Here is a 12933-nt window from a genome sequence, read left to right as displayed (position 1 = left end):
TGCGAAAGGACCAGCGCAATGACCCATATTCCGGGGATCGTCATCACAGGGGCTTCGGGCCGTATGGGTCAGATGTTGATCAGGACCGTGACCGACAGTGATCAGGCCCGTCTGGTCGGCGTGGTCGAGCGCACGGGTCATGATTGGGTTGGGCAGGATGTGGGCGTGGCCATGGGCGGTGCAGCGCTGGGCGTCACGGTGACCGACGATCCGCTGGAGGCCTTTGCCCAGGCGCAGGCCGTGATTGATTTCACCGCACCCGAGGCGACGCTGGAATTCGCCGCGTTGGCGGCCCAGGCGCGCTGTGTGCATGTGATCGGCACTACCGGGATGAGTGACGAGCAGATTGCCGCTCTGGAGCCGGCCTCACGTCATGCGGTGATCGTGCGGGCGGGAAATATGAGCCTGGGTGTGAACCTGCTGGTACAGCTGACCAAAAAGGTCGCTGCCGCGTTGGATGAAGATTTCGATATCGAGGTGATCGAAGGGCATCACCACCACAAGGTCGATGCGCCCTCGGGCACCGCGCTGATGCTGGGCGAGGCCGCTGCCGAAGGGCGTGGTGTAGATCTGGCTGAGGTGTCCGATCGGGGCCGCGATGGTATGACCGGCGCGCGCAAGCGGGGCGATATCGGGTTCCATGCCATTAGGGGTGGTGACATTGTGGGCGAACACGACGTGCTATTCGCAGCACCGGGCGAACGCATCGTGCTGCGCCATCTGGCCACCGACCGGGCGATCTTTGCCCGTGGGGCGCTGAAGGCGGCACTGTGGGGGCAGGGCAAATCCCCCGGCCAATATGACATGGTGGATGTTCTGGGGCTTTGACACCACCCGGGAGCCGACAGACCGACTACAACTCTCGGATCTTATCTGCGCGCAAAGGGCAGGCGAGATAGACGCCGAATTCTTTGCCGATATCCGCACTGACCCGCGCGTGAACCTTGCCCTGCCGATCCAGAAAACGCTGATTGTCCTCGACCGGGAATATCCCCTCGTGCCAGATGCCAGGATGGATATACAGCCCGCGTGACCCATCACACCAAAAGGCCACCACCTTATCCGGTGTCAGATTGTCGCCCGGCAATGCGGCAGGGATGATGAAAGGCTTGTTGTCGATCGGCCAGAACATCTGTCCGCCATCGGGGTGATAGTTCATGTGCCAAAGCAGAACCTGATCGCGCGGAGCAGTTTGCCGGTTGGCGTTGGCCTGTTGCGGATCAGTGGACCAGCCGAGGACATAGTGGCCGTTGACCGCTTCGTTCTCGCCGTAAAGGACGTCCCCTTTCCACTCACCATGAAATGTGCCTTCGACCCAACCGGCCTCATCGCCGGTACCTTCGTCGATGGACCGCCAACCCTGTTGCGGCCAACGGACGATTTCAATTTCGAATTCTTCGGGGTCGTCGACCAGACAGCCATAGTCCTTGACCGTCTGGTCTGTAGCACGGATCAAGGGGACCTCGTGCCAAGGCAGGGAGGGTTTGGTGTTGGCCTCAAAAATGTATTCTGGGGCGTTCATGTGAGCTCCTGATATTTTTCGACCATTCGCTGCACCATCGGCGCAAAATGGTTGAAATCGGGGGTTTCCATGTCTGCACGTTTACCTGCTTCGTCCAGATAACGCACCTGAATGATCTCTTTCAGGTTCGGGTTCTGCTCGAATTCGGCAACTTCTCTGGCACTCATCGGCCCGCCTTGCAGTTCCAGTGTATGAACCGAAGCCGTGGACAGGCGGTTGAAATATTCGGGCTTGGTAGCGCAAAGATACCGTTTGGCCGCCACGTGATAGCGGCAGCAATCGGTGATAACTGACGGAAAGAACTGTTCCAGCACCTCGGCGCCTGCATCTTCGTGATGGCGGTCTTCGGTGTCGTCGGGGTGGTACGTGCCGAATTCGGATGTGAAATGACCGATATCATGCAGCAATGCCCCTACGATGATCTCTTCGGGCATGCCGTTCTGTTCGGCAATGGTCGCGCCCTGCAGCATGTGTTCTGCCATGGTGACGGGTTCGCCCAGATATTCCTCGCCGCCGCGGCGGTCAAAGATATCCCCGATGAAGGCCACGATATTGTCGGGGGTCAGGGTCGAGAAATCAGGTTTCATTCCGCCGCCTCCAGTGTCGCCAGTTCCATCGCCGCCAGGGTTGACAGTAAGCCGTCCTTGTCGGCGTAGCAGCCTTGCAACCACCGCGATCCGGCGCCGGAATAGCCCAGACGCGCGTGCAGGACGCGGGTGTTGTCAACGATGAAGCTTTCACCCGGCTCCAGCTTGAACGACACGCCCATGGCCGGATCGTCGATTATCTCACCCAACTGGCGATAGGCGGCGTAATAGGCCTCCATCAGATCGAAAGGGATGTCCACAAACGGAGCCGACGAGCGGTTGTTAAAGCGGATACCGATCAACTCGCCATCGGGCGATAGCTCAATCATTGGGCGGCGCGACCGCAGGTAGACCCCGTCCGAGCCCTTGTATTCGAACCGCGCCGGGAAACCTGCCAACAGCGCAAATCCATCGGGGTTCTGATCGCGCAGTTTTTCCGCCGCCCGGAACCCGTCCACAACAATGGAATCGCCACCCTCGGCGCTGTTCTCCAGGCAGTACAGGATCTGCAATGTCGGTACCGGGTCGCGATAAGGGTTGTCCGTGTGCGCCTGCAGGCCAAGCCCTGTAAAGGCCAGGTTGGTCGGGTTCACCTCGGTTCGAACCTCGAAATAGGGGCCATAGTTGGTCTGACGGACGTATCCGAACAGATCAGCCACCTTCAACAGGGATTCCGGTTCGGTCGGGCCACTGGTCAGTTTGGCAAACCCGTATTCGGCGACCATTGCCAGCCAGCCGCGCTTGGCTGCGGGTTTGGCGTGGACGTCGCTCCAGTCGGCGCTGGGCGCGTCGAGCCCTTGCTCCCAGGTGGTGATCCCGGGCGCGGTGCGGCCAAAGGTGCGGCTGTCCTCTTGGTCATAGCTATGCGCAGCCAGCCAATCAGCGGGGAAAGTGACAGTCTTGTTTTCGGGTTGAAATGTGACGGTGAGGTCGCCGTTGGCCACTGAGGCAGCGCTGACCATGGTATCGGCGGGGATATCGCCAATGGTGATCAGGCGCTGTCCGTTGCCCGGTGCCCGTGTGTCAGGATCAAGCGCGTTGTCGCGTAGCCAGATGGCGTGAAAGCGGGTACTTGGGCCTGTATCGAATTCCACGGTGACGATTGACGGAGTATGGGTGGCAGAGCGCAGCATGGGGTTTCTCCTGTTCGCGCGGGCTTTGCTTGAGGATATACGCCCCCTGTGGCATTACGACAATTAATCCTTGTTGCTGCTGAGGCCTGGAAAAACTTATGGATAAAAAGAAGATTGGCTTGCCCCCTCTGGACTGGTTGCGCGTATTCGAAGCGGCGGGGCGGTTGGGTGGATTCTCGGCAGCGGCGCGCGAGTTCGGTCTAACGCAGGCTGCTGTCAGTCAGCGCATCGGCAACCTTGAGGCCTGGTTGGGCCGCACGCTGTTTGTGCGCGAGGCGCGCGGTGTATCTCTGACCGTCGAGGGCGAAAGCTATCTGCCGCTGGTCCAGGACAGCTTGCAAGCGCTCGAGCGCAATACCGAAGACCTTTTCGGAAAATCCCCGCGCGAATTGCGGGTGGCTGGCCTGTCTTCCCATATTAAGGCCCTCGTCATACCCGCTCTTGCACGTTTTCACGTCCTGCGCCCCAAAGTGCGGGTGCTGACAGATTCTGTAGCGCGACGGTCTTCGCTGGATGAAGAGAGGACTTGGCTTCAAATCCGCTATGGGCGTGGGGCGTGGCCCGGGCGCGATGCCGAACTGATTGCGGCCGAAGTGCTAGTGCCGATGGCAGCGCCGGGTGTGGATTGGTCCGTGCCCTTGATTGATCTGCGCGGTGAAAGGCCCGGCTGGCGTGATTGGGCGAAAAACACCACTCAGACCGACCTGCCGCCTTCGAAAATCAGCTTTGATTCGATGGAACACGCGATTTCCGCGGCCCGGCAGGGTTTGGGCGTTGTGTTGGGATCCATGCCCTTGGCGCAATCGGACTTGCGAGCGGGACGGTTGCGTCGACTGGATTTGCCCGAATTGAACGCAAAAGATGGCTATTGGCTGACTTGGCCCGAAGAGCGTGCGAAATCCAATAAGCAACGGGCGCTCATCGCGGATTTTCTGCAGGCCCTGTGCGGGGACTGATCAGAAATCTATCGCGATGCCTTTCTTTTCCCAATCGCCATAACGTGCAGGATCGGGGCCGTCGCGTCCGCCCAGCTCTTTGGGTTGCGCTTTTGCGTCGGCTTCGGCCTTGCGGCGGCGGTCCTCCGCCTCGGCCAGCGCGCGTTGGGCGGCAGGCGGCAGGTCTTTGGGCTCGTCATTCATGACATCGGGTTCCTTTCAGTGCATTGGCTTGATATACGCCCCCGTCCGCCCTTGGCAATGCGGACGAGGGTCACATCAAAGGCGATTCAATGTCCGATAACGCAACGGCCGCGCGACGCAGCGCAATCTACCTTCTGGATCAGATCTTGGGTGAGGGGCGGCTGATGTCAGAATGTCTGGCTGCAGGTGCGTTGGAGCGATTGGCACCAGAAGACCGGGCGCGGGCACAGCGGCTGGCGTTGCAAACGCTGCGTGGGCTCGAACGCGCCGACCGTCTGTTGGACAATCACCTGAACCGCACCCCCGCCCTGACCGTGCATAATGCCCTGCGTCTGGGAGCGGTTGAGCTGTGCCATGGCGAGGCAGCGCATGGCGTCGTAAATTCCATGGTTGAGATTGTCGGTCGCTCGCGCAAGCATGGACGGCTCAAGGGGTTGGTGAACGCGGTTCTGCGCAAGGTCGCGGCGGAAGGGCCAGAGGCTTGGCCGAAAATGCGTGTGCCGCGCCTGCCCGAGTGGCTGCGCGATCCGTTGATCATGGCCTGGGGTGCCGAGGCCGTGACCGGCATGGAGCTGGCGCATTTCGAGGGCGCGCCGCTGGATCTTTCGATCAAGCCAGGGGCAACCGCGCCGGGTGAGATGCTTCCGACCGGTTCGATGCGGGTTCGGGATGCGGGGCAGGTGTCCGCTCTGCCGGGATATGATCGCGGTGACTGGTGGGTTCAGGATGCCGCCGCCGCACTGCCTGTCCGAGTCCTGGCGCCCAAGGCCGGAGAGAAAATTCTGGACCTTTGCGCTGCGCCCGGTGGCAAGTCGTTGCAGCTGGCGGCTGCGGGGGCCGATGTGACTGCGCTGGATATCTCGGAATCGCGGCTGGAACGAGTCCGCGAGAACCTGGCGCGGACGGGCCTGATGGCTACGGTCATCGCGGCTGACGCGCTGGAACACCAGGGTCAGTATGACGCCATCCTGCTGGATGCGCCCTGTTCCGCCACCGGCACGATCCGCCGCCATCCTGATCTGCCCTTTGCCAAGGACGGGTCGGAATTCGGCGCGCTGATCGAGCTGCAAACACAGATGCTTGCCCATGCCTGGACCCTTCTGAAACCGGGCGGGCGGTTGGTGTACTGCACCTGCTCGTTACTGCCCGATGAAGGCGAGGTGCAGGTTGAAGAGGCGCTACAGATGTATCCTGATATGCAAGCGGACCGGGCCGCTTTGCAGGTCGCGGGGGTCGAAGCCGGCTGGATCACCGAAGAGGGCGGTTTGCGTCTGCGGCCTGACTATTGGCCGGGGACAGGCGGCATGGACGGCTTCTATATCGCCTGCCTGACGAAATCAACCTGAAGGCACGCTTTTCGATGACTTGACGATTGCTCCGGTCTATCGTTGGGTCTCAGGCGCCAGCAGAGCGCAAGGGGCAGAGTAACGAGCGTCATGTCAAATTCGGACACCATGGCAAACCGATGGTCGCGGTTTCAGAACCGGCTTTATGCGCGGCTCAGTCAGCGGCGCAAGGCCGTTACCGGATTTGTGGGCGATCCGGAACCACGCACGGTTGGATCATTTGCGCGCGGGCGTCAGTTGGTGGCTGGGAACCTGCTGTTCTCGGGCTATCTGGTTGAGGCGCAGGATACAGGCTTATGGGATGTCACCGCGCCCAGCACCGGATTCGATGATGAACGCCACGGTTTTGCCTGGCTGGATGATCTGGCGGCTGTTGGCGACATCCGGGCGCGCGAAAAGGCGCAACGCTGGGTCTGGGGCTGGATCGAAGCACATGGGCGCGGGCACGGGCCCGGTTGGGCACCTGATCTGACAGGCCGGCGAGTGATGCGTTGGATCAATCACGCGATCTTTTTGCTGCGCGGTGTGGATGAGCAACAAAGCAAGGTCTTTTTCAGTTCGCTATCTCAGCAGGCCTGGTTCCTGTCGAAACGCTGGCATGCTGCGACGCCTGGCCTGCCCCGGTTCGAGGCGCTAGCCGGTCTGGTGCAGGCCGGTTTGGCTTTGGAAGGGCTTGAGCAGATGGCAGAGCCCGCCCTGCGCGCTCTGGCGCGGGAATGTGACAGTCAGATAGATCAAAAAGGTGGTATCTCCACGCGTAACCCCGAGGAGCTGCTGGAAGTCTTCACGCTGCTCGCCTGGACATCGGCGGCACTTAGCGATTTGGGGCGGGGTACACCTGGGGCGCAGGCGAATGCGATTAAACGGATGGCCCCGACCATGCGCAATCTGCGTCATTCGGATGGTGCACTGGCCCGTTTCCACGGGGGCGGGCGCGGGGTCGAGGGGCGTCTGGATCAGGCTCTGGCGCAAAGCGGCGTCAGACCGCAGAGCGAGAACGGCCTGTCCATGGGATTTGCCCGTCTCTATGCGGCACGGACCAGTGTGATTATTGATGCCAGTTCGCCGCCCAAAGGGGATGCGTCATATAACGCACATGCGTCGACCCTGGCGTTCGAGCTGACCTCGGGCCGCCGACCTCTGATTGTGAATTGTGGGTCTGGGGAAACCTTTGGGCTGGAATGGCGTCGGGCCGGGCGCGCCACGCCGTCGCATTCGACACTTTGTCTTGACGGCTTTTCAAGTGCGCGTCTGACCTCAGCTGTTCCTGGTACGGAACGTGAAGGGCTGGTCGACGCGCCAAAGGATGTTCCGGTCGAGTTCGAAGACGCGTTCGAGGGAACCCGGTTCATGGCCGGGCATGATGGCTATACCAAAGTGTTCGGCCTGACCCATGCCCGAACGTTCGAGCTGCGCTTTGACGGGCGGGAACTGACCGGCGAGGATATTCTGCTGACCACCAGCGACAAGGCCAAGCGGCAATTTGACAAGGCTTTGGACGCGTCAAACCTGACTGGTATCGGCTTTGACATCCGGTTTCATCTACATCCGGACGTGGATGCGGCGATAGATTTGGGCGGTGCGGCGGTGTCAATGGCGCTCAAAAGCGGTGAGATTTGGGTGTTCCGCCATGATGGCGTGGGGAAATTGTCAATCGAGCCAAGTGTTTATCTTGAAAAGGGCCGTTTGAAGCCACGCGCGACAAAACAGATCGTTCTATCTGGCCGCGCAATGGAGTATGCGACGCGCATCCGGTGGACGTTGAGCAAGGCGCAGGATACAGCCTTTGCCGTGCGTGACCTGCACCGGGACGAGCCCGAGTTTGACTGACGCCAAAAGGACCTTTGGACCCATGACCGATCTTCACCCCGTGCGCCGCGCGTTGCTTTCCGTATCCGACAAGACCGGGCTGATCGAGCTGGGTAAGGCGCTGGCCGACCGCGGGGTCGAGCTGTTGTCGACCGGCGGCACAGCAAAAGCGTTGCGCGATGCGGGGTTGGAGGTGAAGGATGTCAGCGAGATCACCGGTTTCCCCGAGATGATGGATGGCCGGGTCAAAACGCTGCACCCGATGGTCCATGGCGGCTTGCTGGCCTTGCGTGACAATGACACCCATATCGCCGCGATGAACGAACACGGCATCGACGCGATCGACCTGCTGGTAGTGAACCTCTATCCGTTCGAGGCGACCGTGGCTAAAGGCGCTGGCTATGACGAATGTATCGAGAATATCGACATCGGCGGCCCAGCGATGATCCGTGCCGCGTCCAAGAACCACGCGTTCGTCAATGTCGTGGTCGATGTCGAGGATTACTCGTCGCTGTTGGATCAGCTGGACGAGAATTACGGCAAGACCGCATATGGTTTCCGTCAGTGGTTGGCCCAAAAGGCCTATGCCCGCACCGCTGCTTACGATACCGCCGTGTCGAACTGGATGGCTGATGCGCTGCAGCTTGAGGCCCCCAAACGCCGCGCTTTTGCGGGCGAGTTGAAACAGACACTGCGCTATGGCGAGAACAGCCATCAGACCGCTGCATTTTATACCGACGGTACCAACCGACCCGGTGTGGCGACCGCCCTTCAGCATCAGGGCAAGGAACTGAGCTATAACAACATCAACGACACTGATGCGGCGTTTGAGCTGGTTGCGGAATTCGATCCCGTCAAGGGTGCGGCCTGTGCCATCATCAAACATGCCAACCCGTGTGGCGTTGCGACAGGAGGCACGCTTCTGGACGCCTATAAGGCCGCGTTCGACTGTGACCGTACCTCGGCCTTTGGCGGGATCGTGGCCCTGAATCAGCCGCTGGACGCTGAAACCGCGCAGGAGATCACAGGGATTTTCACCGAGGTTGTGATCGCACCTGGCGCCTCGGATGAGGCCAAGGCGATCTTTGCCGCCAAGAAAAACCTGCGCCTTCTGACGACCGAAGGCCTGCCGGATGTGACCGCTGGTGGCAAAACCGTGCGTCAGGTCGCGGGCGGTTTGTTGGTGCAAGACAAGGATAACGGATTCGTCGGCATGGATGACCTGACGGTTGTCACCAAAAAGGCCCCGACGGATGAACAGATGCGCGACCTTCTGTTTGCCTGGAAGGTGGCAAAGCACGTGAAATCCAACGCCATCGTCTATGTTAAGGACGGCGCGACCGTGGGTGTCGGCGCTGGCCAGATGAGCCGCGTGGATTCGGCCCTGATCGCGGCCAAGAAGGCCGAGCGCATGGCCGATGTTTTAGGCCTGCCACAGCCGCTGACCATCGGCTCAGCGGTGGCGTCGGACGCGTTCTTCCCCTTTCCCGACGGTTTGATGGAGGCCGCAGAGGCCGGGGCCACCTGCGTGATTCAGCCTGGCGGCTCGATGCGAGATGACGACGTGATCGCCGCCGCAGATGAGGCCGGTCTGGCCATGGTCTTTACCGGCATGCGGCATTTCCGTCACTGATGCGTGCCCGATTGCTCCTCTGGGCGGCGCTGACCGCGTTTCTGATCGACCAGATCAGCAAGTACCTGGTCGTTCATGTGATGCGCGTGGCCGAAGGGCCGATCAGCGTTCTGCCGCCCTTTCTGGTGTTCAGATATGGCGAGAATCGCGGCATCAATTTCGGCCTGTTTCAGGGCAATGGCGACGCCGCGCGCTGGGCTCTGATCGGAGTTTCACTGGTGATTTCAGTGGGCGTGTTGATTTGGTTGATGCGCACGGCCCCCTCAAAGTTCATGTTGGTCTGTGGCGGCCTGCTGATCGGCGGTGCGATTGGCAATGTGGTGGACCGCGTGTTGTACGGATATGTGCTGGATTTTCTGAACATGTCCTGCTGTGGTTTCGACAACCCCTATGTGTTCAATATGGCCGATGTATTCATATTCGCAGGTGCGTTCGGGTTGGTGCTGTTTGATAGGAAAAAGCCCTCGTGACGCGGGTTTGGAAATACGATAAAAGCGCCTGAAACAGGCTGGAGACTTTCATGCGGTTGCCGCGTTCCATATTTGTTGTGACTATGAGTCTTGCGGTTGCGGGATGTTCGGATATCGGTCTGCGCCACCTCGAGCCGCCGGGCCCGGGCCCGGACGAGTTTGCGATTTTGCCGGTCAAACCTCTGACCCAGCCCGAGAACTACAACTCTTTGCCCGCACCGACACCGGGTGGCACCAACCTGACCGATGCCAATCCCACAGGGGATGCTATTGCCGCGCTGGGCGGGAATCCGGCTGCTTCGAATCCAAATACCGCTGTGCCTGCCTCTGATGGCGCGCTTGTCACGGCCTCCAGCCGATATGGCGTTCCGTCAAATACACGGCAAGTCGTCAACCAAGAAGATGCGGATTTCCGCAAGCGTCAGGGGCGTTGGACCCGTCTGCGGCTGTTCAACGTAGACCGATATTCGCAGGTTTACCGTCGCTGGGCTATAGATCCGAACAAGCAAACCCAGGCTGCGCGGAACGCTGGGATCGAAACGCCATCAGCGCCGCCGGTCAATGAATAATTCTTAACTTTCCGTCATCGGGGTTGAACCCGCGCGGCACCACCGTAGTTTGAACACCAGAAACGAAACGGAGGATGCCCCATGGTTCGGGCTCTGGCACTGTCGGCTGCTCTGATCGCCGCCACCCCGGTTTTTGCCGAAGATGGGCACGAGGCGGTCACCACCTTTACTCTGGATAACGGTATGGACGTTGTCGTGATCGAGGATCACCGCGCCCCAGTCGTGCAGCACATGGTCTGGTATCGCGCCGGATCGGCGGATGAGCCGGTTGGTTCGTCCGGTGTGGCGCATTTTCTGGAACACCTGTTGTTCAAGGCCACCGACACGCTGGAGGCGGGCGAGTTTTCTGCCACCGTCGCGGCCAATGGCGGCAATGACAACGCGTTCACCTCGTATGATTACACCGCCTATTTTCAGCGTGTTGCTGCCGACCGGCTTGAGCTGATGATGCGGATGGAGTCAGACAGGATGCGCAATATCCGCCTGTCCGATGATGACATCGCCACCGAGCGCGACGTGATCCTGGAAGAACGTAACCAGCGTACCGAAAACAACCCGCGCGCCCTGTTCGGTGAACAGGTCAGCGCGGCGCAATATCTCAACCACCGCTATGGTGTCCCCGTTATCGGTTGGAAACATGAGATGGAAACGCTGGACCTGGACGATGCACTGTCCTTCTATCAGATCCACTATTCGCCAAATAACGCCATCCTGGTGGTGACCGGCGATGTTGAGCCAGACGAGGTCAAATCCCTGGCCGAGCAATATTACGGGGTAATCCCGGCAAACCCGGACCTGCCCGAACGGGTGCGATCACAGGAGCCGCCACAAACCGCTGAACGCCGTCTGACCTTTAAGGATGCGCGCGTATCGCAGCCCTATGTTCAGCGCAGCTATCTTGCACCCGAACGGGACGCAGGTGCGCAGGAAAAAGCCGCCGCCCTGTTCCTTCTGGCTGAACTACTGGGGGGCAGCACGACGTCGTACCTGAATGAAAAACTGCAGTTCGAGCAGCAAAAGGTCGTCTATACCGGCGCGTTCTACCGTGGCGTGTCGCTTGACGATACCACATTTGATCTGCTGGTTGTTCCGGCCGAAGGCGTGTCGCTGCAAGAGGCCGAGGATGCGATGGATCAGGCCGTGACCGATTTCATCGCCGAAGGTGTGAACGAAGAGGATCTGGATCGGATCAAAATGCAGCTGCGCGCCGCGCAGACCTATGCGCGTGACAATGTGGACGGGATCGGCAATCGCTATGGCCGTGCCCTGACCAGCGGGCTGACGGTCGAAGATGTACAGGCTTGGCCTGATGTCCTGCAGGCGGTGACCGGTGATCAGATCATCGCCGCCGCGCGCGAAGTGCTGCAGCCTGAAACCTCGGTCACGGGCTGGCTGATGCGAGACGATGAGGTAACGCAATGAAGCGGATATTTGTAACTCTGATTGCTTTGGTCATCGCAGTTCCTGCATGGGCCGAGATCGAGATTGAAGAAGTCACCTCGCCGGGTGGCATCACCGCATGGCTGGTCGAGGATCACTCGATCCCCTTCACCGCCCTGGAGCTGCGGTTCCGCGGTGGCACGTCGCTGGACGACCCGACAAAGCGCGGCGCGGTGTATCTGATGAGCGGCCTGATCGAAGAAGGCGCAGGCGAGATGGATGCCCGCACCTATGCGCGCGAGCTGGAATCTCTGGCCGCGTCGTTCGGGTATAGCGCCTCGGACGATTCAGTGTCGATCTCGGCACAGTTTCTGACCGAAAACAGGGATGAGGTGATTGACCTGCTGCGGACCACGATTCACGAACCGCGTTTCGATCAGGATGCCGTAGACCGTGTTCGCGCTCAGGTTCTGTCGGGTCTGCGGTCAGATCAGACCAGCCCCAGTGACATTGCCGGGCGCAGCTTCGCGGAAATGGCCTATGGCGATCACCCCTACGGTTCCGAAGGCAAGGGCACGATCGAGAGTGTCAGCGCCTTGACCCGCGATGATGTGGTCACGGCATATGAGAACGTGTTTACCAAGGATCGTCTGTATGTAGGCGCGGTCGGCGATATCACCCCAGAGGAACTGGGCGCGGTGCTGGACGAGCTCTTGCTTGATCTGCCGGATACCGGCAAACCGATCCCCAAGCGGGCCGATGTGACGATCACTGGCGGAGTGAGCGTAATCGAGTTCGATACGCCGCAATCGGTGGCTCTGTTCGGCCATGCCGGGATCGACCGTGACGACCCGGATTTCTTTTCCGCCTATCTGTTGAACCACATTCTTGGCGGCGGGGGGTTCGAAAGCCGCCTGATGCAGGAAGTGCGCGAAAAACGCGGTCTGACCTATGGCGTGGCGACCTATCTGGTGCCAAAGGATCTGGCCTCTGTGTATCTTGGGTCGGTGTCCTCGGCCAATGACCGTATCGCCGAAGCCGTTGATGTGATCCGCAACGAATGGGCGCGCGCCGCATCCGAAGGGGTCACTCAGAAGGAGTTGGACGACGCCAAGACCTATCTGACCGGTGCCTATCCGCTGCGCTTTGATGGCAACAGCCAGATCGCTGGGATCATGGTGGGTATGCAGATGGAGGATTTGCCTATCGACTATATCGCCACACGCAATGACAAGGTGAATGCAGTGACGCTTGAGGATGTGAACCGGGTGGCCTCCGAACTGCTGGACCCAGATGGTTTACACTTTACCATCGTTGGCAAACCCGAAGGTCTGGACGGCTGACC

The 12933-nt window shown here is 60.2% G+C and carries 13 protein-coding genes; 9 read left to right on the top strand and 4 right to left on the bottom strand.

The annotated features are described in order from the left end of the window. Positions 1 to 18 precede the first annotated feature (18 nt). The gene (dapB, locus tag AC2FJ5_RS13315; protein ID WP_496693047.1) at positions 19 to 828 is read left to right on the top strand and encodes a 4-hydroxy-tetrahydrodipicolinate reductase; all 810 of its coding nucleotides are present in this window, start codon (positions 19 to 21) and stop codon (positions 826 to 828) included. Positions 829 to 853: 25 nt separating this feature from the next. Here the strand turns inward: dapB and AC2FJ5_RS13310 are convergent, their stop codons facing one another. From AC2FJ5_RS13310 to tmpA, 3 genes are read right to left on the bottom strand one after another with little or no spacing between them, the layout of a single operon-like run. Continuing rightward, positions 854 to 1522, bottom strand: a complete 669-nt coding sequence (locus AC2FJ5_RS13310) for an ureidoglycolate lyase (RefSeq protein WP_496793641.1) — start codon at positions 1520 to 1522, stop codon at positions 854 to 856. After that, on the bottom strand, positions 1519 to 2109 hold the full coding sequence (gene tmpB, locus AC2FJ5_RS13305) for a (R)-1-hydroxy-2-trimethylaminoethylphosphonate oxygenase (protein ID WP_142640030.1): 591 nt from the start codon (positions 2107 to 2109) through the stop codon (positions 1519 to 1521). Before tmpB ends, AC2FJ5_RS13310 begins: the two co-directional genes overlap by 4 nt. Next, entirely contained in the window at positions 2106 to 3242 is a 1137-nt protein-coding gene (gene tmpA, locus AC2FJ5_RS13300; RefSeq protein ID WP_496793640.1) for a 2-trimethylaminoethylphosphonate dioxygenase, read from the bottom strand. The genes tmpB and tmpA overlap by 4 nt, the downstream gene beginning before the upstream one ends. A 98-nt stretch (positions 3243 to 3340) precedes the next feature. Between tmpA and AC2FJ5_RS13295 the strand changes: the two genes are divergently transcribed. Further along, positions 3341 to 4198 (top strand): LysR family transcriptional regulator, encoded by an 858-nt coding sequence (locus tag AC2FJ5_RS13295; RefSeq protein WP_496793638.1) that lies wholly within the window; start codon positions 3341 to 3343, stop codon positions 4196 to 4198. Here AC2FJ5_RS13295 and AC2FJ5_RS13290 read toward each other — a convergent pair whose 3' ends face one another. Next, the gene (locus tag AC2FJ5_RS13290) at positions 4199 to 4381 is read right to left on the bottom strand and encodes a DUF1674 domain-containing protein (RefSeq protein WP_271952127.1); all 183 of its coding nucleotides are present in this window, start codon (positions 4379 to 4381) and stop codon (positions 4199 to 4201) included. A gap of 89 nt (positions 4382 to 4470) precedes the next feature. Between AC2FJ5_RS13290 and AC2FJ5_RS13285 the strand changes: the two genes are divergently transcribed. From AC2FJ5_RS13285 to AC2FJ5_RS13255, 7 genes are all read left to right on the top strand, one after another. Further along, positions 4471 to 5727, top strand: coding sequence for an RsmB/NOP family class I SAM-dependent RNA methyltransferase (locus AC2FJ5_RS13285; protein WP_496793637.1), 1257 nt, complete (start codon positions 4471 to 4473; stop codon positions 5725 to 5727). 90 nt (positions 5728 to 5817) lie between these two features. Further along, positions 5818 to 7557 carry a heparinase II/III family protein gene (locus AC2FJ5_RS13280; protein ID WP_496793636.1) on the top strand — a complete coding sequence of 580 codons (1740 nt, stop codon included), beginning with the start codon at positions 5818 to 5820 and terminating at the stop codon, positions 7555 to 7557. Between the two features lie 22 nt (positions 7558 to 7579). Then, positions 7580 to 9169 carry a bifunctional phosphoribosylaminoimidazolecarboxamide formyltransferase/IMP cyclohydrolase gene (gene purH, locus AC2FJ5_RS13275; RefSeq protein WP_496693041.1) on the top strand — a complete coding sequence of 530 codons (1590 nt, stop codon included), beginning with the start codon at positions 7580 to 7582 and terminating at the stop codon, positions 9167 to 9169. Further along, complete coding sequence (lspA, locus tag AC2FJ5_RS13270; RefSeq protein ID WP_496729587.1) at positions 9169 to 9639, top strand: signal peptidase II; 471 nt, start codon at positions 9169 to 9171, stop codon at positions 9637 to 9639. Before purH ends, lspA begins: the two co-directional genes overlap by 1 nt. Before the next feature lie 50 nt (positions 9640 to 9689). Then, on the top strand, positions 9690 to 10208 hold the full coding sequence (locus tag AC2FJ5_RS13265) for a DUF3035 domain-containing protein (RefSeq protein WP_271952136.1): 519 nt from the start codon (positions 9690 to 9692) through the stop codon (positions 10206 to 10208). 81 nt (positions 10209 to 10289) lie between these two features. Further along, a complete protein-coding gene (locus tag AC2FJ5_RS13260; protein ID WP_142640049.1) occupies positions 10290 to 11630 on the top strand; it encodes a M16 family metallopeptidase in 1341 nt (446 codons plus the stop codon). Further along, positions 11627 to 12931: a M16 family metallopeptidase gene (locus tag AC2FJ5_RS13255; RefSeq protein WP_271952138.1), complete on the top strand. Its 1305-nt coding sequence runs from the start codon at positions 11627 to 11629 to the stop codon at positions 12929 to 12931. The genes AC2FJ5_RS13260 and AC2FJ5_RS13255 overlap by 4 nt, the downstream gene beginning before the upstream one ends. The last annotated feature ends 2 nt before the right edge of the window (positions 12932 to 12933 follow it).

Source organism: Ruegeria sp. CDSA221, from assembly GCF_059611825.1.
Note: the sequence above shows the minus strand (reverse complement) of the source record. Positions and strands in the feature narration are given on the sequence as shown.

Excerpts from the sequence above, each read along its gene's own strand:
- dapB (WP_496693047.1), top strand. The coding sequence starts at position 19 with ATGACCCATATTCCGGGGATCGTCATCACAGGGGCTTCGGGCCGTATG.
- AC2FJ5_RS13310 (WP_496793641.1), bottom strand. The coding sequence starts at position 1,522 with ATGAACGCCCCAGAATACATTTTTGAGGCCAACACCAAACCCTCCCTG.
- tmpB (WP_142640030.1), bottom strand. The coding sequence starts at position 2,109 with ATGAAACCTGATTTCTCGACCCTGACCCCCGACAATATCGTGGCCTTC.
- tmpA (WP_496793640.1), bottom strand. The coding sequence starts at position 3,242 with ATGCTGCGCTCTGCCACCCATACTCCGTCAATCGTCACCGTGGAATTC.
- AC2FJ5_RS13295 (WP_496793638.1), top strand. The coding sequence starts at position 3,341 with ATGGATAAAAAGAAGATTGGCTTGCCCCCTCTGGACTGGTTGCGCGTA.
- AC2FJ5_RS13290 (WP_271952127.1), bottom strand. The coding sequence starts at position 4,381 with ATGAATGACGAGCCCAAAGACCTGCCGCCTGCCGCCCAACGCGCGCTG.
- AC2FJ5_RS13285 (WP_496793637.1), top strand. The coding sequence starts at position 4,471 with ATGTCCGATAACGCAACGGCCGCGCGACGCAGCGCAATCTACCTTCTG.
- AC2FJ5_RS13280 (WP_496793636.1), top strand. The coding sequence starts at position 5,818 with ATGTCAAATTCGGACACCATGGCAAACCGATGGTCGCGGTTTCAGAAC.
- purH (WP_496693041.1), top strand. The coding sequence starts at position 7,580 with ATGACCGATCTTCACCCCGTGCGCCGCGCGTTGCTTTCCGTATCCGAC.
- lspA (WP_496729587.1), top strand. The coding sequence starts at position 9,169 with ATGCGTGCCCGATTGCTCCTCTGGGCGGCGCTGACCGCGTTTCTGATC.
- AC2FJ5_RS13265 (WP_271952136.1), top strand. The coding sequence starts at position 9,690 with ATGCGGTTGCCGCGTTCCATATTTGTTGTGACTATGAGTCTTGCGGTT.
- AC2FJ5_RS13260 (WP_142640049.1), top strand. The coding sequence starts at position 10,290 with ATGGTTCGGGCTCTGGCACTGTCGGCTGCTCTGATCGCCGCCACCCCG.
- AC2FJ5_RS13255 (WP_271952138.1), top strand. The coding sequence starts at position 11,627 with ATGAAGCGGATATTTGTAACTCTGATTGCTTTGGTCATCGCAGTTCCT.